At 64.5% G+C, this 21347-nt stretch carries 23 protein-coding genes and 1 tRNA gene; 16 read left to right on the forward strand and 8 right to left on the reverse strand.

Annotated elements, in window-relative coordinates:
- Positions 1–28 precede the first annotated feature (28 nt).
- Positions 29–493 carry a hypothetical protein gene (locus VFG49_RS04080; RefSeq protein WP_324858233.1) on the reverse strand — a complete coding sequence of 155 codons (465 nt, stop codon included), beginning with the start codon at positions 491–493 and terminating at the stop codon, positions 29–31.
- Between the two features lie 16 nt (positions 494–509).
- On the opposite strand from VFG49_RS04080, the gene glp reads away from it, so the two are divergent.
- The 11 genes from glp (at position 510) to VFG49_RS04135 (ending at position 8922) form a co-directional block, all read left to right on the forward strand.
- The gene (gene glp / locus VFG49_RS04085) at positions 510–1772 is read left to right on the forward strand and encodes a gephyrin-like molybdotransferase Glp (RefSeq protein WP_324858234.1); all 1263 of its coding nucleotides are present in this window, start codon (positions 510–512) and stop codon (positions 1770–1772) included.
- Positions 1769–2113: a hypothetical protein gene (locus VFG49_RS04090; RefSeq protein ID WP_324858235.1), complete on the forward strand. Its 345-nt coding sequence runs from the start codon at positions 1769–1771 to the stop codon at positions 2111–2113. Before glp ends, VFG49_RS04090 begins: the two co-directional genes overlap by 4 nt.
- Before the next feature lie 70 nt (positions 2114–2183).
- Complete coding sequence (gene modA, locus VFG49_RS04095; protein WP_324858236.1) at positions 2184–2957, forward strand: molybdate ABC transporter substrate-binding protein; 774 nt, start codon at positions 2184–2186, stop codon at positions 2955–2957.
- 17 nt (positions 2958–2974) lie between these two features.
- Positions 2975–3652, forward strand: a complete 678-nt coding sequence (gene modB / locus VFG49_RS04100; protein ID WP_324858237.1) for a molybdate ABC transporter permease subunit — start codon at positions 2975–2977, stop codon at positions 3650–3652.
- The gene (modC, locus tag VFG49_RS04105; RefSeq protein ID WP_324858238.1) at positions 3645–4733 is read left to right on the forward strand and encodes a molybdenum ABC transporter ATP-binding protein; all 1089 of its coding nucleotides are present in this window, start codon (positions 3645–3647) and stop codon (positions 4731–4733) included. The genes modB and modC overlap by 8 nt, the downstream gene beginning before the upstream one ends.
- An 88-nt stretch (positions 4734–4821) precedes the next feature.
- Entirely contained in the window at positions 4822–6024 is a 1203-nt protein-coding gene (locus VFG49_RS04110; RefSeq protein ID WP_324858239.1) for a molybdopterin molybdotransferase MoeA, read from the forward strand.
- Position 6025: 1 nt separating this feature from the next.
- The gene (gene moaA, locus VFG49_RS04115; RefSeq protein WP_414649050.1) at positions 6026–7075 is read left to right on the forward strand and encodes a GTP 3',8-cyclase MoaA; all 1050 of its coding nucleotides are present in this window, start codon (positions 6026–6028) and stop codon (positions 7073–7075) included.
- 50 nt (positions 7076–7125) lie between these two features.
- On the forward strand, positions 7126–7641 hold the full coding sequence (gene moaC, locus VFG49_RS04120) for a cyclic pyranopterin monophosphate synthase MoaC (RefSeq protein WP_324858240.1): 516 nt from the start codon (positions 7126–7128) through the stop codon (positions 7639–7641).
- Positions 7638–8237, forward strand: coding sequence for an NTP transferase domain-containing protein (locus VFG49_RS04125; protein ID WP_324858241.1), 600 nt, complete (start codon positions 7638–7640; stop codon positions 8235–8237). The genes moaC and VFG49_RS04125 overlap by 4 nt, the downstream gene beginning before the upstream one ends.
- A complete protein-coding gene (locus tag VFG49_RS04130; RefSeq protein WP_324858242.1) occupies positions 8234–8476 on the forward strand; it encodes a MoaD/ThiS family protein in 243 nt (80 codons plus the stop codon). Before VFG49_RS04125 ends, VFG49_RS04130 begins: the two co-directional genes overlap by 4 nt.
- Complete coding sequence (locus VFG49_RS04135) at positions 8476–8922, forward strand: molybdenum cofactor biosynthesis protein MoaE (protein WP_324858243.1); 447 nt, start codon at positions 8476–8478, stop codon at positions 8920–8922. Before VFG49_RS04130 ends, VFG49_RS04135 begins: the two co-directional genes overlap by 1 nt.
- 385 nt (positions 8923–9307) lie before the next feature.
- On the opposite strand, the gene VFG49_RS04140 is transcribed toward VFG49_RS04135, so the two are convergent.
- Positions 9308–9392, reverse strand: a tRNA-Leu gene (locus VFG49_RS04140).
- A gap of 260 nt (positions 9393–9652) precedes the next feature.
- Here VFG49_RS04140 and rnr point away from each other — a divergent pair.
- From rnr to sugE, 4 genes are all read left to right on the forward strand, one after another.
- Entirely contained in the window at positions 9653–12139 is a 2487-nt protein-coding gene (gene rnr / locus VFG49_RS04145) for a ribonuclease R (protein WP_324858244.1), read from the forward strand.
- Complete coding sequence (gene rlmB, locus VFG49_RS04150; protein ID WP_324858245.1) at positions 12136–12882, forward strand: 23S rRNA (guanosine(2251)-2'-O)-methyltransferase RlmB; 747 nt, start codon at positions 12136–12138, stop codon at positions 12880–12882. The genes rnr and rlmB overlap by 4 nt, the downstream gene beginning before the upstream one ends.
- On the forward strand, positions 12879–13166 hold the full coding sequence (locus VFG49_RS04155) for a CBU_0592 family membrane protein (RefSeq protein WP_324858246.1): 288 nt from the start codon (positions 12879–12881) through the stop codon (positions 13164–13166). The genes rlmB and VFG49_RS04155 overlap by 4 nt, the downstream gene beginning before the upstream one ends.
- Before the next feature lie 126 nt (positions 13167–13292).
- Positions 13293–13616: a quaternary ammonium compound efflux SMR transporter SugE gene (gene sugE / locus VFG49_RS04160; RefSeq protein ID WP_324858247.1), complete on the forward strand. Its 324-nt coding sequence runs from the start codon at positions 13293–13295 to the stop codon at positions 13614–13616.
- A 226-nt stretch (positions 13617–13842) separates the two neighbouring features.
- Here sugE and phoU read toward each other — a convergent pair whose 3' ends face one another.
- The 6 genes from phoU to rnt all read right to left on the reverse strand — a co-directional run bounded on the left by phoU (position 13843) and on the right by rnt (position 19485).
- A complete protein-coding gene (phoU, locus tag VFG49_RS04165; RefSeq protein WP_324858248.1) occupies positions 13843–14574 on the reverse strand; it encodes a phosphate signaling complex protein PhoU in 732 nt (243 codons plus the stop codon).
- 95 nt (positions 14575–14669) lie between these two features.
- Positions 14670–15485, reverse strand: coding sequence for a phosphate ABC transporter ATP-binding protein PstB (gene pstB, locus VFG49_RS04170; RefSeq protein ID WP_324858249.1), 816 nt, complete (start codon positions 15483–15485; stop codon positions 14670–14672).
- Positions 15486–15520: 35 nt separating this feature from the next.
- Positions 15521–16396, reverse strand: coding sequence for a phosphate ABC transporter permease PstA (pstA, locus tag VFG49_RS04175; RefSeq protein WP_324858250.1), 876 nt, complete (start codon positions 16394–16396; stop codon positions 15521–15523).
- Positions 16396–17415, reverse strand: a complete 1020-nt coding sequence (gene pstC, locus VFG49_RS04180) for a phosphate ABC transporter permease subunit PstC (RefSeq protein WP_324858251.1) — start codon at positions 17413–17415, stop codon at positions 16396–16398. Before pstC ends, pstA begins: the two co-directional genes overlap by 1 nt.
- A gap of 190 nt (positions 17416–17605) precedes the next feature.
- A complete protein-coding gene (gene pstS / locus VFG49_RS04185) occupies positions 17606–18640 on the reverse strand; it encodes a phosphate ABC transporter substrate-binding protein PstS (protein WP_324858252.1) in 1035 nt (344 codons plus the stop codon).
- Positions 18641–18825: 185 nt separating this feature from the next.
- On the reverse strand, positions 18826–19485 hold the full coding sequence (gene rnt, locus VFG49_RS04190) for a ribonuclease T (protein WP_324858253.1): 660 nt from the start codon (positions 19483–19485) through the stop codon (positions 18826–18828).
- A gap of 212 nt (positions 19486–19697) precedes the next feature.
- Here rnt and VFG49_RS04195 point away from each other — a divergent pair, with 212 nt between their 5' ends.
- Positions 19698–21326: a hypothetical protein gene (locus tag VFG49_RS04195; RefSeq protein WP_324858254.1), complete on the forward strand. Its 1629-nt coding sequence runs from the start codon at positions 19698–19700 to the stop codon at positions 21324–21326.
- Positions 21327–21347: the final 21 nt, after the last annotated feature.

A 21347-nucleotide genomic window follows, 5' to 3' on the forward strand; every position in this document is an offset into this window, starting at 1 on the left:
TGGGTGCGGTTGACCCGGGAACAGGTTGTCATGCTGCGTTGCAGCGTGGTTGTAAGTGCATGAAGCAGACAGTGGGCGCGACCACGGCCAGCGTCAGCAGAAGAAGATGATGGCGCCACCATGCATGGCGATGGGTCCACATGCTCAGCGGAACGCGAATCAGCGAACCGGTGAGCGCCGGCGTCGCGGCAACGAGGCCGAAAGGGGTATCGCTGAAACCGACCTTGCTGTTCAAAGGCGCGCACGGGTGGCGAGCATCATCCACAAGGGAAAGCCGATGACGAAAGCGAACTCCCAATGGCTGGGCGTAAGGCCAGGAAGTGGATGCAGCCATATCTGTTTGTCCGTACACGGACATGCAACCGGCAAGCGCGGCGTTGCGAATCATTTGATATTTCGACCGAATAATGGCCGCTTGCGCGCTGGCCGCCTTATGCTTGGCCGCAGTTCCACCATGGTGGGTTGCATCCACCGCCCCTTCACCGCTGCCCACCTAGCGTTCACGGAACATGATCACTTACGCCCAGGCACTGGAACGGCTCAGCGCGCACGCACGGCCATTGCCGGGCGAGACATGCACATTGGACGTGGCCTGCGGCCGGGTGCTTGCCCGTGAGCTCACCAGCCCGATGAACCTGCCTTCGTTCGATCACGCGGCCATGGATGGTTATGCGTTGGGCGCGGACGATTCGCTCGCTGCCGGTTCCGAACACGAGGTCGGCGGTTCGCAGGCGGCCGGCGACGTGGCGCTGGGCGCAAAACGCGTCGCCTGGGAGATCATGACCGGTGCGCAGCTGCCCGACGGGCTGGACACGGTGGTGCCGGTGGAGTGCACGCAACTGCTGAGTCAGGCCAGCGATGGCATGCCGGCGCGCATCCGTCTGCAGGAAACCATCACTCGAGGTGCGAATGTGCGCCGTGCGGGCAGCGATGTCGAGGAAGGTGCGCGCGTGCTGGCCGCAGGAACTCGCCTCGATCCCTCTCGCATCATGTTGCTGTCAGCGCTCGGCATGGCGCGTGCCGACGTCGTGCGGATGCCGCGCGTCGCCATCGTGTGCACCGGCAAGGAACTACAGCCCGATCTGGATCGGCCACTCGCAGCCGGGCAGATCTACAACTCCAATGGACCCTACCTGCGTGCGGCGATCGCCGCGATGGGGGCTCAACTGGTGTCATGCGATACCGTCGATGACACTGCCGACACTTACGCGCAGGCCGTGCAGCGGGCACGCGACGCCGGTGCCGACCTTATCGTCAGCACCGGCGCGGTATCCATGGGCCGCTATGACTTCGTGCCCGACACGCTGCGACGGCTGGGCGCAGAAGTGCTGTTCCACAAGGTGGCGATGCGCCCGGGCAAGCCGTTGCTTGCCGCGAGACTGGGTGGCGGGCCGCTAGTGCTGGCGCTGCCGGGTACGCCGATGGCCGTCGCAGTGGGCTTTCGCTTTTTCGTGGTTCCCGTGCTGCGGGCCATGCTTGGCCTGGGCAGCGAACCGACGCTGCGTGCGTACCTGGACACGCCGCAGCAGCCCAAGGCGGGCCTGCGGCATTTCCTGCGCGCGACCTTGGCGCAGGATGCAGGCGGCCGCCTGTGCGCCGCGGTCGCCGGCCTGCAGCAACCTTTCCGTATTCAACCGTTCGCCGATGCCGGCGCCTGGGTGGTCCTTGCCGAAGACGCGGGTGACTGCCCTGCAGGCACACAGGTCGAGATCGCCAGCGTGCACCCCGATTCGGCCCTGGCCATTACACCGCACCATGGAGCGTCGGCATGAAGCTGCAGATCGAAGGGCAAAGCTTGCGCGTGCGCATTGGCGAGCGCGAACTTGCGCAATTGCTGGCGGGACAGTCCGTCGATCTGCGTACGCTCTTCGCGCAGGCTTTCGCCATCAGCTGCAGCTTGCGACTCGGACCGCATGGAGATGCCAGATTCAGCGGAACTCCGGACGCATGGTTGATCGAACTGCCCGATGGCGCGGTGCGCGAGCACGCATCGCGATTGCCCACGCGCGAAGGTCTGACCTTCGCGCTGCCGACGATGCAGGACGACGAACCGCTGCAACTTCTGTTTGATGTGGACGTTCGCGACAGCGTGCGGCAACGCCGTTCGTCCTGAGTCATGCCATGTGCTTGCGTGCCACTTCCACCACGATCATGCGCAATCCTCGACGCGGAGACATGACGGGATGAAACGCTTCCTGATTTCCTGCCTGCTGGCGTGCGCGGCGCTATTGCAACCGTGGTCGAAAGCCTCCGCCGAGGACCAGCACATCACCATTGCCGCGGCCGCGGACCTGCACGATGCGATGGACAAGCTCATCGCGTCCTATCGCCGCAACCATCCCGGCGCCACGTTGGAGGTCGTCTATGGCGCCTCGGGCATGCTGTTGAACCAGATCGAGCAGGGCGCTCCGTTCGAGCTGTTCTTTTCCGCTGACAGCAGCTATCCCCAGCAGCTGGTGGCACATGGCAAGGCCGGTGGCACGCCCGTGCCCTATGCCATGGGGCATTTGGTGATGTGGAGTGCGAGCATCGACATGAGCCAGGTAAAGGTGGCCGACCTCAGCCAGCAACGCTTCGGCCGCATCGCGATCGCCAATCCGCAACATGCGCCCTACGGCAAGCGAGCGGAACAGGCATTGCGCGCGGCGGGGGTGTGGGACGCCGTGCAGGCGCGGCTGGTGTACGGCGAAAACATCGCGCAGACCGCCCAGTTTGCGCAAAGCGGCAATGCCACCGTGGGGCTCATCGCCGAATCACTGGCGAAAGCCTCGCCGGTGAAGGGCAGCTACGCGCTGGTGCCCGCCACCATGCACGAACCTCTGAAGCAGAGCTTCGTGCTTACCCAGCGTGGCGCTGGCAATGCGCTGGCGAAGGATTTCGCAAGTTACGTGCAGAGTCCTCCGGCGCGGGCCATCCTGGCGGGCTATGGTTTCAGCCTGCCGGGTGCCGGTCACTGAGCGCGGAGGCGACCACGTTGTTTTCCGCACAGGACCTGCAGGCGCTCTGGCTCACCTTGAGGCTGGCCTCGGTGGTCACGCTGCTGTTGCTGCTGCTCGGTTGCCCGCTGGCCTGGTGGCTGACGCATACCTCATCGCGCTGGCGTCGTCCGGTGGCGGCCCTCGTCGCGTTGCCGCTGGTACTTCCGCCCACTGTGTTGGGTTTTTATCTGCTCATGCTCTGGGGGCCTGAGGGCGCGGTCGGTCGGCTCATTGCGGCAGCGGGACTCTCGGCGCTGCCGTTCACCTTTCGCGGACTGGTGGTGGCATCGATGCTGTATTCGCTTCCCTTCGTGGTGCAGCCGCTGCACAACGCTTTCGAAGCGGTGGGCGAGCGTCCGCTGGAACTGGCATCGAGCCTCGGAGCGGGTCCATGGGATCGTTTCTTCACCGTGGCATTGCCGCTAGCGTGGCCTGGCGTCATTACGGCGGCCGTGCTCGGTTTTGCGCATACGGTGGGCGAATTTGGCGTGGTGCTGATGATCGGCGGCAACATTCCCGGGCAGACGCGCGTGTTGTCCATGCGCATCTACGATCACGTGCAGGCCGGCGAGTATCACCAGGCCAACGTGCTTTCGTTGTGCCTGTTGGTGGTGTCGTTCGCGGCACTGCTGGCGATGACGCTGCTGCGACCGCGCAGGTACGCGCGTGACTGAAGCGACGCCTGGGCTGGCCGTCAAGTTGTCGTTGCGCCGTGGGGCGCTGGCGCTCGATGTCGACATGGCATTGCCAGCGCGCGGCATCACGGCACTTTTCGGTCCCTCGGGTGCCGGCAAGACCGCCTGCCTGCGTACCATCGCCGGTTTCGAACGCGACAGCGTGGGGTCGGTGACGTTCGGGCACGCGATCTGGCAGGACACGGCGCGGCGCATATTCGTGCCGACGCATCGGCGACGCCTGGGCCACGTGTTCCAGGAAGCCAGCCTGTTCGCGCATCTTTCCGTAGCGGGCAACCTCGATTATGGATATCGCCGTGCCGGGCGCCCGGAGCATCTGGATCGAGAAGGCCTGATCGAGCGCTTCGGACTGCGTCCACTGCTGGAGCGCCGCGTGGGCGCGTTGTCCGGGGGAGAGCGTCAGCGCGTCTCGATGGTGCGCGCGTTGCTTTCCGATCCTGCGCTGCTGCTGTTCGACGAACCACTGTCCGCGCTGGATGCCGCCGCGCGCACCGACCTGCTGGGCTGCCTAGAAAGCCTGCACGGCACGCTCGAAACGCCAATGATCTACGTAAGCCACAACATCGACGAGGTGGCACGGCTGGCCGATCACATCGTGCTGCTCGAAGCGGGCCATGTGGTTGCGCAGGGCGATCTGCAATCCACCCTGACCCGCGTGGACCTCCCCCCCGCGCTGGGCGAGGCGCTGGGGGCGGTGATCGAAGGCGAAGCGGTTGGCCTCGATGCACACGATCAGCTGGTCGAACTTGCCTTTCCCGGCGGGCGGCTGTGGTTGCCCCATCGGCAGGAGACGCTGGGGCAAAAGGTGCGTTGTCGCGTGGCAGCCCGCGACGTGGTGCTGTTGCGCCAGCCCGAAGCGGCCACCAGCGCGCTGAACCAGATCCGCTGCCGCATCGTGGCCATGGCGGACGCGGACCACGCCTCGCAATGCCTCGTACGGCTGGATGCCGGCGGCAGCGCGTTGCTGGCGCGCATCACGCGCCGTTCATGGCACCACCTGTCGCTGTCGCCCGGGGACGAGGTCTGGGCGCAGGTCAAGGCCGTGGCGCTGGGCGCATGAACACGAAGAACGCGTCGATTGTGCATCCCCGATGCCGACACCATAATCATTCACGACTCCGCCGACTTGGCGCCACCGTGGCGTGCCCATGACCGAGCTGATCAGCGTCGCGCAGGCCGAGGCCCTGGTGGCCGAGCACATGCCCTCGTTCGGCAGCGAGAGCGTGCCGCTGGCGCAGGCGGCCGGCCGCATTCTGCGACAGGCGGTGCATGCCGAGCGCGATCAGCCGCCGTTCGACCGGGTCATGATGGATGGCATCGCCATCCGCTGGCAGGAAGTCCTGCCGCTGGACTTCGCGCTGGCAGGCGTGCAGCTGGCCGGCATGGCGATGCAGACGCTGGCCTCCGGCGGTGCCTGCCTGGAGGTCACCACGGGCGCCATATTGCCTGCCGGATGCGATTGCGTGATTCCGATCGAACACCTGCAGCGTGAAGGCGATCGCTACCGGACCGTCGAGGGTTATCAGCCTGCGCGTGGCCAATTCATCCATTCGCGTGGTTCCGACTGCGTAGCGGGCGAGCTGCTGCTCGAACCGGGTGCAATCATCGGCGCACCCGAGATCGCGTTGCTGGCGGCCAACGGTTTCGCCCACGTCGACGTGGCGCGGATACCATCGATTGCCATCGTGTCCACCGGCGACGAACTGGTCGACGTGGATTCGCCGCTCGGCGAAGGACAGATCCGTCGCTCGAACGACATCGCGGTGGGCACCGCACTGCAACTGCGCGGGCTGGCCCGTCTGACGTTTGAGCACGTAACCGACGACGAAGCGGCGACGCGTGCCACCCTGACCCGCGTGCTCGCTGCTCACGACGTGGTGATCCTTTCCGGTGGCGTGTCGATGGGGCAGCGCGATTACGTGCCCACGGCGTTGGAGGCGCTCGGCGCGCGCCGCGTGTTTCATCGCATCGCCCAGAAGCCGGGCAAACCGATGTGGTTCGGCGTCGGCCCGGATGCGCAGGTCATCTTCGGCTTGCCGGGTAACCCCGTGTCTGCGCTGGTCTGCGCCATCCGCTACGTTTGCCCTGCGCTGTTGTCTGCCATGGGCTTGTCGCACGCACGTCCCGAGACGGTTTGCCTGGCCGCCGCGATGGATACGCACGCCATGCTGTGCAGCTTCGTGCCCGCGCACGTGCACACCGACCTGCAAGGCCTCGCCATGGCGCATCCCGTACCGTCACGCACGTCGGGCGATTTTTCCTCGCTGCCGCGCACGCACGGCGTGGTGCAGTTGCCGCCCGGACTAGGGCCTGTGCCGGCAGGCACGGCCGTCGAGTTCTACCGGTGGTGAGATGAACATCATGCGCGCCAGCCACCAGGCTTCGACCATGCTGCCGCTCGACCGGCACGGCCGGCCGTTGCACGACCTGCGCATCTCGGTGATGGATCGCTGCAATTTTCGCTGTCCGTATTGCATGCCCGAATCCACCTATGGCGAACACTTCACTTTCCTGCGCAACGACGAACGCCTGGACTTCGATGAAATCGCACGCCTGTGCCGACTGGCTGCACCGCTGGGCGTCAGCAAGCTGCGGCTGACGGGTGGGGAACCATTGCTGCGTCCGCATCTGGCCGAACTGGTGGCGCGGCTGCGTCGCGTGGAAGGCATCACGGACTTGGCGATGACCACCAACGGCGTGCTGCTGGCGCGCCACGCAAGCGAGTTGCGTGACGCCGGACTCGATCGCATCACGGTGAGCCTGGACACGCTCGATCCCGCGTTGTTCCACCGCATGAGCGGCGGACGCGGTGCGCTGGAAGACGTGCTGGCCGGCATCGAGGCAGCGCAGGCCGTGGGCTTTGCGCATGGCGTCAAGATCAATACCGTCGTGCAGCGCGGCGTCAACGAGCACACCGTGCTCGAACTGGTCGAGCGCTTCCGCGGCACCGGCACGGTGGTTCGCTTCATCGAATACATGGACGTGGGCAACCACAACGCATGGAGCGCGGACGACGTGGTGCCTTCGCAGGCACTGATCGAGCGCATCGGCGCGCGCTGGCCGTTGCAGCCGGTGCCGCCCAAGTACGCCGGTGAAGTAGCCACGCGTTATCGCTTTGCCGATGGCGCCGGCGAGATCGGCACCATTGCATCCATCAGCCAGCCCTTCTGCGGCGGATGTACGCGGGCGCGGCTGTCGTCGGAGGGCAAGTTGTACACCTGCCTGTTTGCCGCCCACGGCACTGATCTGCGCAGCCTGATGCGCGAAGGGGCCGGCGACGACGCCATCACCCAACGCCTGCGCGAGGTCTGGCTGCACCGCAGTGACCGCTACAGCGAGGAGCGTGCCGAACGGCACGGTCGACGCAAGCGCAAGATCGAAATGCATTACATCGGAGGCTAACGACGACGGTTTCTTCATGCCGCCGCCGTTGGCCGTATGGATAATCACCCATGCCTGAGCCCGAATTCCACGTGACCACTCCCCCCGCCAAACTTTCCCACGTCGACGATGCGCAGCAACCGCGCATGGTGGATGTGGGCGGCAAGCCACAGACCCATCGCGTTGCGCAGGCGCGGGCACGCGTGACCTTTCCACCCGAAGTCGCGCAGGCGTTGCGCGAGGCTGGACATGTCACGCGCAAGGGTGCCGTGATCACCGTGGCGCAGATCGCGGGCGTCATGGGCGCGAAGGCGACGCCGCAACTGATTCCGCTGTGCCACCCGCTGGCCATCGACCGCTGCGACGTGGCCATCCGCATGGAAGGCGATGAAGCCCTCATCGACTGCACCGTCTCCTGCCATGGCAGCACGGGCGTGGAAATGGAAGCACTGACCGGCGCCAGCGTGGCGGCACTGACCATCTACGACATGTGCAAGGCGCTCTCGCATCACATCGTTATCGGCGACATACGGCTGGTAAGCAAACACGGCGGCAAGCACGATTTCGAAGCGGGGGAGCCGGCATGAGCGCAGCGCGAGCACCGCTCTATGGCCTGCTGCTCAGTGGGGGCGCGAGCCAGCGCATGCGCCAGGATAAGGCCGCACTTGCGTACCTGGGCGAGCCGCAGTTGCTGCGCGCCTGGCACTTGCTGGAAAGAGTGACGGAACGAGCCTTCGTTTCCGTGCGTGACAGCCAGCGCAACGATGCCTTGCGTGCATCGTTACCGCAAATCGTGGACAGCTACGACGCCATCGGCCCGGCTGCAGGCATCCTCTCCGCGCAGGAGGTGCATCCCGAGGCGGCATGGCTGGTGTTGGCGTGCGATCTTCCGCTGCTGGACGAAACAACGCTGCGCCGCTTGATTGGTGCACGCGATCCGTCTGTCGATGCCACCGCCTTCATAAGCCGCCACGATGGCCTGCCCGAACCGCTGTGCGCGATCTGGGAACCATCCATTCACGCCTTGCTGAAGCAGCGCCACGATGCGGGCAGCTATTGCCCGCGCAAGGCGCTGATCCAGTCGAACACGATCCTGTTGCCAGCGCCCGGTGATGCGCTGGACAACGTCAACACGCCCGAAGAGAGGAGCGATATGCAGCTTCGCCTGGAGTCGACGACATGACGACGGTGAATCTCCAGTACTTCGCACAGTTGCGTGAGCAGGCGGGGCGTTCGACCGAGCAATTCAGCACCGGCGCGGCCTCTTTGCGCGAGCTGTACGAAGAATTGCGCGAACGCCACGGCTTCACGCTGGGCGCCGATGCACTCAAGGTGGCGGTGAATGCCCAGTTCAGCGCGTGGGATCACGCGGTGAGCGACGGCGACACGATCGTTTTCATTCCTCCAGTGGCGGGCGGCTGATGCGTTTCGGGCTTTCCAGCGTGGCCATCGACATCGCGCCATTGCATGATGAACTCAGGCACGGTGGCAGCGGCGGCTTCTGTTCCTTCGAAGGTTGGGTCCGCAACAGCAACGAAGGGCGCGAGGTCGGCGGCCTCGACTACGAGGCGTATGCCGATCTGGCCGAGCTAGAGGGCGAGCGCATCATCGCCGAGGCGATAGCGCGCTATGGCGTGACCGCCGCGCGGTGTGTGCATCGAACCGGCAGCCTCAAAGTAGGTGATGTCGCCGTGTGGGTCGGCGTTTCATCGCCGCATCGCGACGAGGCTTTTCGCGCGTGTCGCTACATCATCGACGAGATCAAGCATCGCCTGCCGATCTGGAAAAAGGAGCACTATCTCAGCGGCGAGTCCAACTGGGTGGCGTGCACGCATGTGCATCGCGAGCACGAGCATCAGGGCGGATGATCGTAGGTTGCGGTCGCGCTGGATTGCTCCCTGAAGACGTGGCTACGTGGGGTAGGCGGGCAGGCGAAGCTGGCGGCGGTGCGCGTGCCGGTGCGAGATCGAGGAGATGGCCGTCGAGCCGCTGGTTGCGGTCTTCACCGCATATTCGGTCCACCCAGATCCACGCGCGCGCTGCCGAGCTGAAAGCTGGACGCACCTTGCCGGTTTGCGCCAGCGGAGACACAGCGCAACTCTTGTTCGAGAAAGGCCTGCGCGACGTGCATTCGCTGGCTGGTGACCTGAGGGCGTTGCGCGTTGCCGGTTGAACCCGATCGCCGGACGGCGCGCGCGGAACCGATGTCCCGGAAACGAAAAAGCCCGCATCGCTGCGGGCTTCTTCTATAATTGGTGCCCAGGAGAGGACTCGAACCTCCACGGTTTTACCCGCTAGTACCTGAAACTAGTGCGTCTACCAATTCCGCCACCTGGGCAGGTGTCACGCTGTGCTTTATCAGCTGCGTGAGCCGCGTAGATTAGGCATGTGAAGGTGGGTTGTCAACTATTCTTTCACTGATTTTTTATCGGGCCGCGGTGTTCGCGGCCCGAAACCCATAAAGGCACGGATGTGACCAGAAAAAAAGAACCACGCAACGGCAAGCAGGACGCCCCATTTCCGCCGGCTGCGACCAAAAAGGGCACGACGCGTGGCAAGCGCTCGACGGCGGAGCCGCCCAGGGCGAAAGCCGGAAAGGTGGGCGATCCAAACGCCGAACGCGAGGCGCAGCGTTATGAACGCCCCATCCCCAGCCGCGAGGCCATCCTCGCGTTGCTGGAGGCGCGCGGTGAATTGCTGACTGAGGCGCGCATCGCCGAGGCGCTTTCCCTTCATGACGAATACGAACTCAATGCGTTGCGCAAGCGCCTTGGCGCCATGGTGCGCGACGGCCAGCTGCTGCTCGGGCGTCGCGGCGGCTATGCGCCGGCGCAAAAGCTGGACCTTATTCCTGGCGTGATTCTGGCCAATGCTGAAGGCTACGGGTTCCTCCGGCCGGACGGCGGTGGCGAGGACCTGTATCTGTCGCCGCAGCAGATGCGCACGGTGCTGCATGGCGATCGTGTGCTGGCCAGCATAGTCGGCATCGATCGGCGCGGCCGCAAGCAAGGTGCCGTCGTGGAAGTGCTGCAACGGCGCTCCCCGCGTCTGGTGGGGCGCGTGGTGGTGGAGAACGGCGTCACCCTGGTGGCGCCCGACGACCGCCGACTGCACCAGGACGTGATGATCCTGCCCGGCAAGGACATGGGCGCGCGTCCGGGCCAGATCGTCGTCGCCGAGATCACCGATCCGCCGACGCCGCACCGTGGTCCGCTCGGCGCCATCCACGCCGTGCTCGGCGAGCGTCTGCAGCCCTCGCTGCTGGTCGAGATGGCGATTGCCAGCCATAACCTGCCGCACGACTGGCCGGATGCCGTCACGCGCGAAGCGGCACAGGTGGAACCGCAGGTCACCGCCGCCGAGCGCCAAGGGCGCACGGACCTGCGCTCGCTGCCACTGGTGACCATCGACGGCGCGGATGCCAGGGATTTCGACGACGCTGTCTACGCCGAGCCGCGACGTGGTGGGGGCTACCGCCTGGTGGTGGCCATCGCCGACGTGTCGCATTACGTGAAGGTGGGTTCGGCGCTCGACAAGGAAGCGTACGAACGCAGCACGTCCACGTATTTCCCGGGTTTCGTGGTGCCGATGTTGCCGGAGACGCTCTCCAACGGCATCTGCTCGCTCAATCCCAAGGTCGAGCGCCTGTGCATGGTGTGCGACATGGTCGTCGACGCGGAAGGCGAGGTGACCAAGTCGAAGTTCTATGACGCGGTGATGCGCTCGCACGCGCGCTGCACCTACGACCGCGTGTGGCAGGCCATTGGCCTGCAGGATGCGGATGCGCGCCACGAGCTGGCCGACGTGATGCCCCAGCTGGAGCACCTGCACGGCCTGTATCAATTGATGGCAGCACAGCGAAAGCGCCGTGGCGCCATCGACTTCGAAACGCCCGAGGTGAAATTCCGCCTCGATCAGCGCGGCGAAGTGGAAGCCATGGGCGCCACCGAGCGTAACGACGCACACAAGTTGATCGAGGAATGCATGATCGCCGCCAACGTGCAGGCGGCACTGTTCCTCGAGAAGAAGAAGATCCCCGCGCTGTTCCGCGCCCATGAACCGCCGCCGGCGGAGAAGTACGAGGATCTGCAGCAGTTCCTGCGCGAGTTCAAACTGCGCATGCCATCGGTGGAGGACGTGACGCCGGCGGATTTTTCCGATGTGCTGCGACTGGTGAAGGATCGCCCCGAGCGGGAGCTGATCCAGTCGGTGCTGTTGCGTGCGCAGAGCATGGCGGCTTATCAGCCCGACAACCGCGGCCATTTCGGCCTGGCGCTGGAGGCCTATGCCCACTTCACCTCGCCGATCCGCCGCTATCCGGATTTGCTGGTACATCGCGCGATCCGCTATGCCATTTCGGGTGGCAAGCCCGCCGGCTACAGCTACACGCCTGCTGAAATGGCGGCCATGGCCGTGCACTGCTCGCAGCGCGAACGCCGTGCCGAAGAGGCCGAGCGCGATGTGGACGAGCGCTTCAAGTGCGCCTGGATGTCCAAGCACGTGGGCAGCGAGTTCGATGGCACCGTTACCGGCGTCACCTCGTTCGGCCTGTTTGTGGAGCTGGATGATTCAAAAGTGTCGGGCCTGGTGCATATCAGCCAGCTTTCCAACGATTACTACCATTTCGATCCGGTGCGCCACTTGCTGAAAGGGGAACGCAGCGGTGCGCAATTCCGGCTGGGCGATCACGTGCGCATCCAGGTACTGCGCGCCTCGCTGGAGGATCGCAAGATCGACTTTCGCCTGGTATCGCCGCGCAAGGAAAAAGCCGTTGCAGCGCCCCGCACCGAGCGTCGTTACGACTATGCCGCTGCGGGCGAGCGCTATTCGTTGCCCAAACAGGGGCGCAAGGCGACGGAACGTCCGGCTGCGCGCGATAATGCCGGCCCCGCCGTGACGCTGCCCCCCTTGCCTCCGGCTGGCCACAAGGCGACACCGAAGGCGACAGGCAAGCCGGCCGAAGGCAAGAGCATGTTCGCCAAGGTGAAGTCGGCGGCCAAGGGCAAGCTCAAGGCTGCCAAGGCAGCAGCGTCCAAGGTCACATCCAAGGCCCGCAAGGCCGGCAAGAAGAAAGGCAAACCATGAGTGATAGCTGGATCGTCGGGATCAACCCGGTCGAGGGCGCGTTGAGCAACGACGCCTCGCGCGTGCGCGAAGTGCTGGTGGAGCAGGGGCAGCGCAACGCGCGCGTACAGGAGTTGGCCACGCGCGCCAAAACGTTGAACATCCCGGTGCACCACCGCCCGCGCGAGCAACTGGAGAAGATCGCTGGCGAGGCCCGACATCAAGGCATCGTGGCGCTTTATGAAGCGCCACCGATGGGCGGCGAGAACGATATTTCCGGCCTGCTGGAAGCAGCGGGGCAGGAAGCATTGGTGCTGGTGCTGGACGGCGTTACCGACCCTCACAACCTGGGTGCATGCCTGCGCAGTGCCGCCGCGGCAAAGGCCACCATGGTGATCGTGCCGAAGGATCGCGCAGTGGGCCTCACGCCGGTGGTGCGACGTGCGTCGGCCGGTGGCGCCGACCGCGTACCGCTGATCGCGGCCACCAACCTGGCGCGCGCGCTGCGCACGCTGAAGGATGCGGGCGTGTGGATAACCGGCCTGGCCGGCGACACCGACACCAGCGTTTACTCGATCGACATGAAGGGGCCGGTGGCACTCGTGCTGGGCAGCGAAGGCGAGGGCATGCGCCGGCTCACACGGGAAACGTGCGACTTCGTGGCGAAGATTCCGATGCCGGGTGTCATGGAGAGCCTCAACGTTTCCGTGGCGGCGGGTGTCGTACTGTTCGAAGCGCTACGGCAAAGGAGTGACAGGCGATGACTTTCCTCTGGCATGACTGGTGCGGCTATATCGGCGTGATATTGGTGCTGCTCGCGTTCCTATTGCTTCAGGCCCACAAGCTGCACGGCAACGGGCTGATGTACCAGCTGATGAACGTGCTGGGCGCACTGGGTGTGATCCTGTCGCTGGTGTTCGGCGTCGCGATGAACTGGCCGGCGTTCCTCATGCAGGTCGCATGGATCGTCATCGGTGTCTTCGGCATCGTGCATTCGGCGCGTGCGCGGCGCGAGGCCCGTGAATTGGGCAGCAAGATCACGTCCTGACTGGGCGTTCAGGCCGCTGATGTAAAATGACGCCGCTGGCCCTGCAACGGGGCCAGTCTGCGGGGACGGCCCCGCACGCATGCTTCATTGCGGGGACGACCCTGCTCTTTCCAGAGGCGCGGTCTCATGCCCTGGTTCTATCTTGCCCTTGCTGGACTGTTCGAGGTGGTCTGGGCCGTAGGGCTCAAATACACCGAAGGCTTCAGCCGCCTGTGGCCGAGCGTGATCACGCTTGCGGCGATGACGGCCAGCATCATCCTGCTGGCGATGGCCGTGAAAACCTTGCCGATCGGTACCGCCTATGCGATCTGGACCGGCATCGGCGCGGTAGGCGCAGTGTTCCTCGGCATCGTGCTGTTTGGTGATTCGGCGTCGCCGTTGCGGTTGGCCTGCGTCGGGCTGGTGGTGCTGGGCATGGTGGGGTTGAAGCTCACCAGCGGAGCGAGCTGATCCCTGCTGTTGCAGGAACGCACGCTGTGCAGGGCCTGCCATTGCCGCTGCGAGGGCGTTTCGCGCACAGGTGCGCTCCTACAGAAGAGCAGTGATGGAGGTTACGCAGGCTGCCGGTCCCTCAGGGACTCGCTTCGGTCGCAGCGGAAGGGGGTGCGGGCGGCGCGAAGAGTAAAAGGTGGGGCAAGCGCCGAACCCTCTCCCGGGAGGGAGAGGGGCTCAAGGCTCAGTCCTTGTTGCCCAGCTTGGTCAGCTCGGGACTCGACGTGAAGTCGCGCTTGGCGCGCTGCGCCGTGAGCGGTTCGCCGTTGACCTGGTACCAGATGCTTTCCGCGATGTTGGTCGCGTGGTCGCCGATGCGTTCGATGTTCTTGGCCATGAACAGCAGGTGCGTGCACGGCGTGATGTTGCGCGGGTCTTCCATCATGTAGGTGAGCAGCTGGCGGAAATAGCCGGTATAGGCTTCGTCCAGCTCGGCGTCGTCCTTCCACACTTGATAGGCACGCTCGGCGTCGCGGTCGCGATAGGCGATCAGCACGTCACGCACTTCCTGCGCGGCCAGCTCGGCGAGGTAACCCAGGCCGCTGGTCGGGCTGACCGGTGCCACCATCGACAGCGGGATGGAACGCTTGGCCACGTTGGCGGCGTAGTCGCCGATGCGCTCGATGTCGGCCGCAATGCGCAACGCCGCGAATACGTTGCGCAGGTCGCCAGCGATCGGCGCGCGCAGCGCGAGCAGGCGTACCACGTCGTGGCTGATTTCCTGTTCGAGCAGGTCGATGGCGTCGTCGTTGTTGACCACGTGCTGCGCCGCGCGCTCGTCACGGCGGTCGATCACGTCGATGGCCGCTTCCAGCTGGCTCACCGCGAGCTCGCCCATGCGAACGATTTCACCGGTGAGGCGGGTCAGCTCGTCGTCGTAGCTCTTGATGATGTGTTCTTTGCTGCTGCCGCTCATGGTCAGGTTCCGTAGTGTTCAGTAGGGAAGGGTGTCGCGGGGTGGCCCCTCACCCTAGCCCTCTCCCCAAAGGGGAGAGGGAATGTCGCCATGCCTTAACCAAATCGACCGGTGATGTAGTCCTCGGTCTGCTTCTTGCCCGGCTTGGTGAAGATCTGCTCGGTGCGGTCGAACTCGATCAGCTCGCCCAGGTACATGAAGGCGGTGAGGTCCGAGCAACGGGCCGCCTGCTGCATGTTGTGGGTGACGATGACGATGGTGTACTCGTTCTTGAGTTCTTCCACCAATTGCTCGATGCGGCCAGTGGCGATCGGGTCCAGTGCCGAGGTCGGCTCGTCCAGCAGCAGCACTTCGGGCTTCAGCGCGATGCCGCGGGCGATGCACAGGCGCTGCTGCTGGCCACCGGAGAGGCCGAGCGCGCTCTGCTTCAGCTTGTCCTTCACCTCGTCCCACAAGGCGGCGCTGCGCAGCGCCTGCTCGACGCGGATGTCCATGTCGGCGCGCGAGAGCTTCTCGTGGTGGCGGATGCCGTAGGCCACGTTCTCGAAGATGGTCATCGGGAACGGCACCGGCTTCTGGAACACCATGCCCACCTTGCTGCGCAGACGGTTCATGGAATAGCTGGGATCGAGGATGTTCTCGTCGTCCAGCACGATTTCGCCCTTGGCTTCCAGCTTGGGATAGATCGCATAGATGCGGTTGAAGATGCGCAGCAGGGTGGACTTGCCGCAACCCGACGGGCCGATGATGGCCGTCACCTTCTTCTCCGGAATATCCATGCTGATGCCTTTCAGCGCATGGAACCCGTTGTAGTAGAAGTGCAGGTCACGCACCTTGATCTTGGTGGGCGCGATCGGTGCATGCGTGGCCGCGGACTGCGGATGGATACCGGCGGCGGCGGACTCAGTCATGGGACACCTTGTTACTTGAGAGGACCAGACTGCACTCAGTCATGGGACACCTTGTTGCGTGAAAGGACCAGACGGGAAGCAAGGCTCAGCAGCAGCACGAACATGGTGAGCACGAACGCACCGGCCCAGGCGATGGCGTGCATCCCTTCGCCCGGATCGTTGGCGTACTGGTAGATCACCTGGGGCAGGCTGGACATCTTGTCCATCGGGTTGACGGTCATGTAGTTGTTGCCGAACGCGGTGAACAGCAGCGGCGCGGTCTCGCCGCTGATGCGCGCGAGCGCCAGCAAGATGCCGGTGATGATGCCCGAGCGCGCCGAGCGCATCAGGATCTGCGTGGTCAGTTTCCACTGCGGAATGCCCAGCGAAAGAGATGCTTCGCGCAAGGTGGACGGCACCAGGCGCAGCATTTCGTCGGTGGTGCGCACGATCACCGGCAGCGCGATCAGCGCCAGCGCCACGCCGCCGGCAAGGCCGGAAAACGTGGTGGATCCGGAGGTGAGGGACGTGGTCGGCAACACGATGATGGTGTAGACGAACAAGCCCAGCACGATCGACGGCGCAGACAGCAGGATGTCGTTGAGGAAACGGATCGACTCGCCAAGGCGCGTGCGGTTGGCGTACTCGGCCAGCCACGCACCGGCCATCACGCCGATGGGCGTGGCGATGGCAATGCCGATGAAGTTGATGATCAGGCTGCCGATCATCGCATTGGCCAAACCGCCTTCCTCTCCGTAAGCGGTGATCTTGGTGAACAGCCGCGGCGTGAGCGCACCGATGCCCTGTCGCAGCGTTTCCCACAGGATCCACGCCAGAAAGATCAGGCCCAGCACCGTGGCGAACGTGCTGAGTGTCAGGGCCAGCGCGTTGGTGAAGCGGCGACGCAGGTAGAGGCTGGAGTTGTTGCTCATCAGCGGCCTTCCTTATGCGCAAGCTGGCGCAGCATCCAGCGCGCGATCAGCAGCACGATGAAGGTCACCACGAACAGCAGGAAGGCCAGCGCCATCAGCGTGGATTTCTGCAGGCCTGCGGCCTCGCTGAACTGGTTGGCGATGGTGGAGGCGATGGATGCACCCGGATCGAGGATCGAGAACGACAGCTGCATCGCGTTGCCGAGCACGAAGGTGACTGCCATCGTTTCGCCCAGCGCGCGGCCCAGGCCAAGGAAGATGCCGCCGATCACCGCCGAACGCGTGTAGGGCAGCACGATGTCCCAGGAAACCTCCCACGTGCTGGAGCCCAGCGCATAGGCCGATTCCTTCAGGCGCGTGGGCACCGTCTGGAACACTTCGCGCATCACCGAGGAGATGAACGGGATGATCATCACGGCCAGTACGATGCCGGCGGTAAGCACGCTGGCGCCGAAGGGATAGTCGCTGCCGAACAGCTTGCCCACGAGGGGCACATGCGCGGCCACCCATGACAGCTTGCCGTCATCGGGTTTGTCGCCGAGGTAATTGGTGAGCCACGGCTTGATGTGGTCGGCGAAGAAGGGCGCGAAGATGAAAAGGCCCCACATGCCGTAGATGATCGAAGGGATACCGGCGAGCAGCTCGATGGCCGAGGCCACCGGCGCTCGCAGCCAGGCCGGCGCCACTTCGGAAAGATAGAGTGCGACGCCGAAACTGATCGGCACGGCGATGAGCAGGGCAATCAGCGAGGTGGCGATGGTGCCGTACACGGGTACGAGCGCACCGTAGGTGTCCGAGCTGGGATCCCACGTCGAGCTGACCAGGAAGTGCCAGCCAAAGGTGCCAAACGCATGGCGGCCGCCCCACAAGGTGGCGCCGGCAGCGCCGAGCAGGCACGCCAACACCAGCAGTGCGCAGCCCTTGAGCAGCCAGCTGAACAGGCGGTCGTGTCGCGCATCGCGATGCGCGCGTTCCTCCTGTACGGCGGTCGAGGCGATAGCGCCTACATTCGCTTGCATGTGAATGCGATCCCTCTCTTGGCCGACCGCGGGGTAGCTGGCGCCCGGGCCGGTCCGTGGACGATGCGCCGTATGGTGGCGCCTTTCAACAACAGGCCGCCCGAGATTAATCGGGCGGCCGTCGTCATGCGATCAAGCCCCAAGGGTAGGTCGCGCCGGTTGCCGTAGCATGACCGGCGCGGCGAATCCCTCAGTGCTTGTACTCGGTGCTCCAGTAAGCCTCGATCTTCTTGACCAGGCTGTCCGGCAGTGCGACGTAGTCGAGCGAGGCGGCATCCTTCTGGCCGTTTTCCAGCGCCCACTTGAAGAACTCGAAGGCCACCTTGGTGTGCTCGGCGTTCTTCGGCTTCTTGTACATCACCACCCAGGTGGTCGCGGTGATCGGCCACGCCTGGGCACCCGGGGCGTTGGTCATGATCACGTTGAAGTCCTTGGCGCTGCCCCAGTCGGCGGTGGCGGCGGCGGCGGCGAAGGCATCGGCGCTCGGCGCGACGACCTGGCCGGCGGCGTTCTTCAGGTTCACCCAGCTGATCTTGTTCTTCACGGCATAGGCGTATTCGACGTAGCCGATCGAGCCCTTGATCTGCTTGACGTACTGCGAGACACCTTCGTTGCCCTTGCCGCCCACGCCGGTCGGCCAGTCAACAGCGGTGCCGAACTTCACCTTCGTCGCCCAGTCGTTGCTGACCTTGGACAGGTAGTTGGTGAAGTTGAACGACGTGCCCGAACCATCCGAGCGATGTACGACCGTGATCTTGCCGGCGGGCAGGGTCAGGCCGGCATTGAGCGCGGCGATCTTGGGATCGTTCCACTGCGTGATCTTGCCGAGGAAGATGTCGGCGAGCGTGGCGCCATCGAGCTTGATCTGGCCGGCTTCGATGCCGTTGATGTTGACCACCGGCACGATGCCGCCCACCACGACCGGGAACTGGCCCAGGCCGAACTGCGCGAGGTCTTCAGCCTTCACCGGTGCGTCGGTTGCGCCGAAGTCGATGGTGCCTTCCTTGATCTGCGCCACGCCGGCGCCCGAGCCGACGGACTGGTAGTTGAGCTTGTTGCCGGTCTTCTCGGCATAGCCGGCGGACCACTTCGAGAGCACCGGATAGACGAAGCTCGAGCCCGCACCGGTGATGTCGGTGGCGTGCGCGGACATGCCGAACAGCGAAGCCGCAGCGAACACGGCAGTGGTGCCGATGCGAGACAGAGATTTGGTTGAGGTCAACACGGTGGCTCCTTAAGCGTAAGGGTCTCGGGGGATTCCCGCCCTCCGTTATTTCATGCGTGCCGTGTTGCAATGAAATGAGTTCAATGTTTCAGCGGTATGACAGTGCAGGGGTCACTGTCATATGGCACTGATAAAAAAGGGATTAAGCCGGCGGGGCAAAACAGTTCCCGGGCTGGCCTTTTTCTTTACAGGGACTCAACACCGGTCTGCTCGCGCTCGAACATCTCCAGCCGGCGCCACCGATTGATGATGGTGCAGAACAGTTCGGCCGTGCGCTCGGCGTCGTAAATGGCCGAATGCGCCTCGCGCGTATCGAACGGGATGCCCGCCGCCTGCACCGCCTTGCTGAGCACGGTCTGGCCGAACGCAAGCCCGCTCAGCGTGGCCGTATCGAAGCAGCTGAAGGGATGGAACGGATTGCGCTTGTGTCCCACGCGGCGCACCGCCGCATTGAGAAAACCCAGGTCGAAGGCCGCATTGTGGCCCACCAGGATCGCGCGCTGGCAATCCATGTCGCGCATGGCGTCGCGGATGGGCTTGAACACATGATCGAGCGCCACGCGCTCATCCAGCGCCCCGCGCAACGGGTTGTCAGGATCAATGCCGGTGATTTCAAGCGCACGCGGGTCGATATTCGCACCCGGGAATGCGTGGACATGCGCGGCGACCGCCGGCATGGGCTGCAGGTAACCCTCGGGCGTCATGTGCAGGATGACCGCAGCTATTTCAAGCAACGCGTCGCGCTCGGCGTCGAAGCCACCTGTTTCAACATCCACGATGACCGGCAGGAAGCCGCGAAACCGCTCGGCCATGCGGCCGGCCATGCTGTTGCAGAGATTTTCCATCGGCAAAGCATAGCAGCCGGCGCAGAAGGGCCGGCCGCGGGCATTCGTCAAGCGGTTGTGAGGAGGGCAAGACAGTGGTGTCTTGGTTCTGTCACATAACGTGCATGTAACGGTAAAGACGCAGCCGCATTCTGCGCTCCGATCGTGCTTGGACAGCCGGAGATCGAAAGGGGGCGGTCCAGGTGGTTCCTACCTACATGCGGAGAATATCCATGCGTTCCAAGTTGCTCGCGGTAGCCGTTGCTGCCGGTTTGGGCGTTACCAGCTTCCACGTCATGGCCGACCCGGCCCAGGCGTCCTCGAAGACCTCGCAGTCCACGCAGAACGCCGAGATCGAGGCGCTGAAGGCCCAGTTGCAGGCCCTGCAGGCCAAGGTGATCGAACTGGAACAGCGCACCGACGCCCAGTCCGACATCAATGTGTCCACCGGCCAGGCCGTGGAACAGGTACAGAAGCAGGTTGCTGCCACCGACACGCAGGTGAAGAAGTCGGCTGACAAGATTGCCTACAAGGGCGTCAACATCACGCTCGGCGGCTTCCTGGCGGCCGAATCCATCTACCGCTCGGCCCAGGAAGGCGCGGACATCGCGTCGAACTGGAGCGCGATGCCGTACAAGAACGTGCAGACGGCCCACATGGCCGAGTTCCGCATGAGCGCCCGCCAGAGCCGCCTGTCGGCCCTGGCCCAGGGTGACGTGAACCCGAACACGCATCTGGCCGGCTACATCGAAATGGATTTCCTGGGCGGCGCCCAGACCGCGAACTCGAACGAGTCCAACTCGTTCAACCCGCGCATCCGCAACGTGTACCTGACCTCCGATTGGGACAGCGAAGGCCTGCACCTGCTGGCCGGCCAGAACTGGTCGCTGCTCACGCTCAACAGCAAGGGCATCATGCCCCGCACCGAGCTGACCCCGCCGCAGATTGACGCCCAGTACCTGCCGGGCTTCACCTGGGCACGCCAGGCACAGATCCGCCTGGTCAAGGATTGGGGCAAGAAGTACTGGCTGGGTATCTCCCTGGAGAACCCGCAGACCACGTTCTACACCAGCCCGAACCAGGCCAAGGCGCCGGTGCAGCAGACCGCCTACAACATCACGGCGGGCTCGGGCTTCGACTCGGCCAACACGCTGTCGCTCAACCATATGCCGGACGTGGTCGTGAAGTTCGCGGCTGACCCGGGCTTTGGTCACTACGAACTGTTCGGCCTGGGCCGCGCCTTTTACAACCGCTACGCCGTCAACGGTTCGTACCAGAACCATGACACCTACGGCGGTGGCTGGGGCGCCGGCATGATCCTGCCGCTGATCGAGAAGACGCTGGACTGGCAGATCTCCGGCATGTCGGGCAAGGGCATTGGCCGTTACGGCAGCGCCCAGCTTTCCGACGTGACCTTCAGCCCGAACGGCAACCTGGCTCCGATCAAGGAGACCATGGTGCTGACCGGCCTGACCTGGCACACCAACCCCGACCTGGACATCTACCTGTTCGGCGGTCGCGAGTCGGCCAGCAAGAAGGACTTCACCGCTTACAACGGCGGCACGGTGCAACTCGGCTACGGCAACCCGGCCTACAACAACAGCGGTTGCGACACCACGGGTGCCGCTTCGGCGACCTGCGTCGGCAACGCCAAGGACATCTGGCAGGGCACGGCCGGCTTCTGGTGGAAGTTCTACCAGGGCAAGTTCGGCAAGATGCAGTTCGGTGCACAGTACTCGCACACCGAGAAGGAAGCGTTCGCTGGCCAGGGCTTTGTCAACGGCGTGCTGACCAACGGTGCCGCTTCGCCGAAGGCCAAGGAAGACATGTTCTTCACCTCCTTCCGCTACTACCCGTTCTAAGCAACACGACTATCGCAAGGG

Source organism: Dyella sp., from assembly GCF_035685885.1.
Taxonomy (GTDB): Bacteria; Pseudomonadota; Gammaproteobacteria; order Xanthomonadales; family Rhodanobacteraceae; genus Dyella.

Excerpts from the sequence above, each read along its gene's own strand:
- sugE (WP_324858247.1), top strand. The coding sequence starts at position 13,293 with ATGCCCTGGTTCTATCTTGCCCTTGCTGGACTGTTCGAGGTGGTCTGG.
- VFG49_RS04125 (WP_324858241.1), top strand. The coding sequence starts at position 7,638 with ATGAGCGCAGCGCGAGCACCGCTCTATGGCCTGCTGCTCAGTGGGGGC.
- modA (WP_324858236.1), top strand. The coding sequence starts at position 2,184 with ATGAAACGCTTCCTGATTTCCTGCCTGCTGGCGTGCGCGGCGCTATTG.
- pstC (WP_324858251.1), bottom strand. The coding sequence starts at position 17,415 with ATGCAAGCGAATGTAGGCGCTATCGCCTCGACCGCCGTACAGGAGGAA.
- VFG49_RS04155 (WP_324858246.1), top strand. The coding sequence starts at position 12,879 with ATGACTTTCCTCTGGCATGACTGGTGCGGCTATATCGGCGTGATATTG.
- VFG49_RS04135 (WP_324858243.1), top strand. The coding sequence starts at position 8,476 with ATGCGTTTCGGGCTTTCCAGCGTGGCCATCGACATCGCGCCATTGCAT.
- pstB (WP_324858249.1), bottom strand. The coding sequence starts at position 15,485 with ATGACTGAGTCCGCCGCCGCCGGTATCCATCCGCAGTCCGCGGCCACG.
- phoU (WP_324858248.1), bottom strand. The coding sequence starts at position 14,574 with ATGAGCGGCAGCAGCAAAGAACACATCATCAAGAGCTACGACGACGAG.
- moaA (WP_414649050.1), top strand. The coding sequence starts at position 6,026 with ATGAACATCATGCGCGCCAGCCACCAGGCTTCGACCATGCTGCCGCTC.
- pstA (WP_324858250.1), bottom strand. The coding sequence starts at position 16,396 with ATGAGCAACAACTCCAGCCTCTACCTGCGTCGCCGCTTCACCAACGCG.
- rlmB (WP_324858245.1), top strand. The coding sequence starts at position 12,136 with ATGAGTGATAGCTGGATCGTCGGGATCAACCCGGTCGAGGGCGCGTTG.
- VFG49_RS04110 (WP_324858239.1), top strand. The coding sequence starts at position 4,822 with ATGACCGAGCTGATCAGCGTCGCGCAGGCCGAGGCCCTGGTGGCCGAG.
- VFG49_RS04195 (WP_324858254.1), top strand. The coding sequence starts at position 19,698 with ATGCGTTCCAAGTTGCTCGCGGTAGCCGTTGCTGCCGGTTTGGGCGTT.
- VFG49_RS04090 (WP_324858235.1), top strand. The coding sequence starts at position 1,769 with ATGAAGCTGCAGATCGAAGGGCAAAGCTTGCGCGTGCGCATTGGCGAG.
- rnt (WP_324858253.1), bottom strand. The coding sequence starts at position 19,485 with ATGGAAAATCTCTGCAACAGCATGGCCGGCCGCATGGCCGAGCGGTTT.
- moaC (WP_324858240.1), top strand. The coding sequence starts at position 7,126 with ATGCCTGAGCCCGAATTCCACGTGACCACTCCCCCCGCCAAACTTTCC.
- VFG49_RS04130 (WP_324858242.1), top strand. The coding sequence starts at position 8,234 with ATGACGACGGTGAATCTCCAGTACTTCGCACAGTTGCGTGAGCAGGCG.
- glp (WP_324858234.1), top strand. The coding sequence starts at position 510 with ATGATCACTTACGCCCAGGCACTGGAACGGCTCAGCGCGCACGCACGG.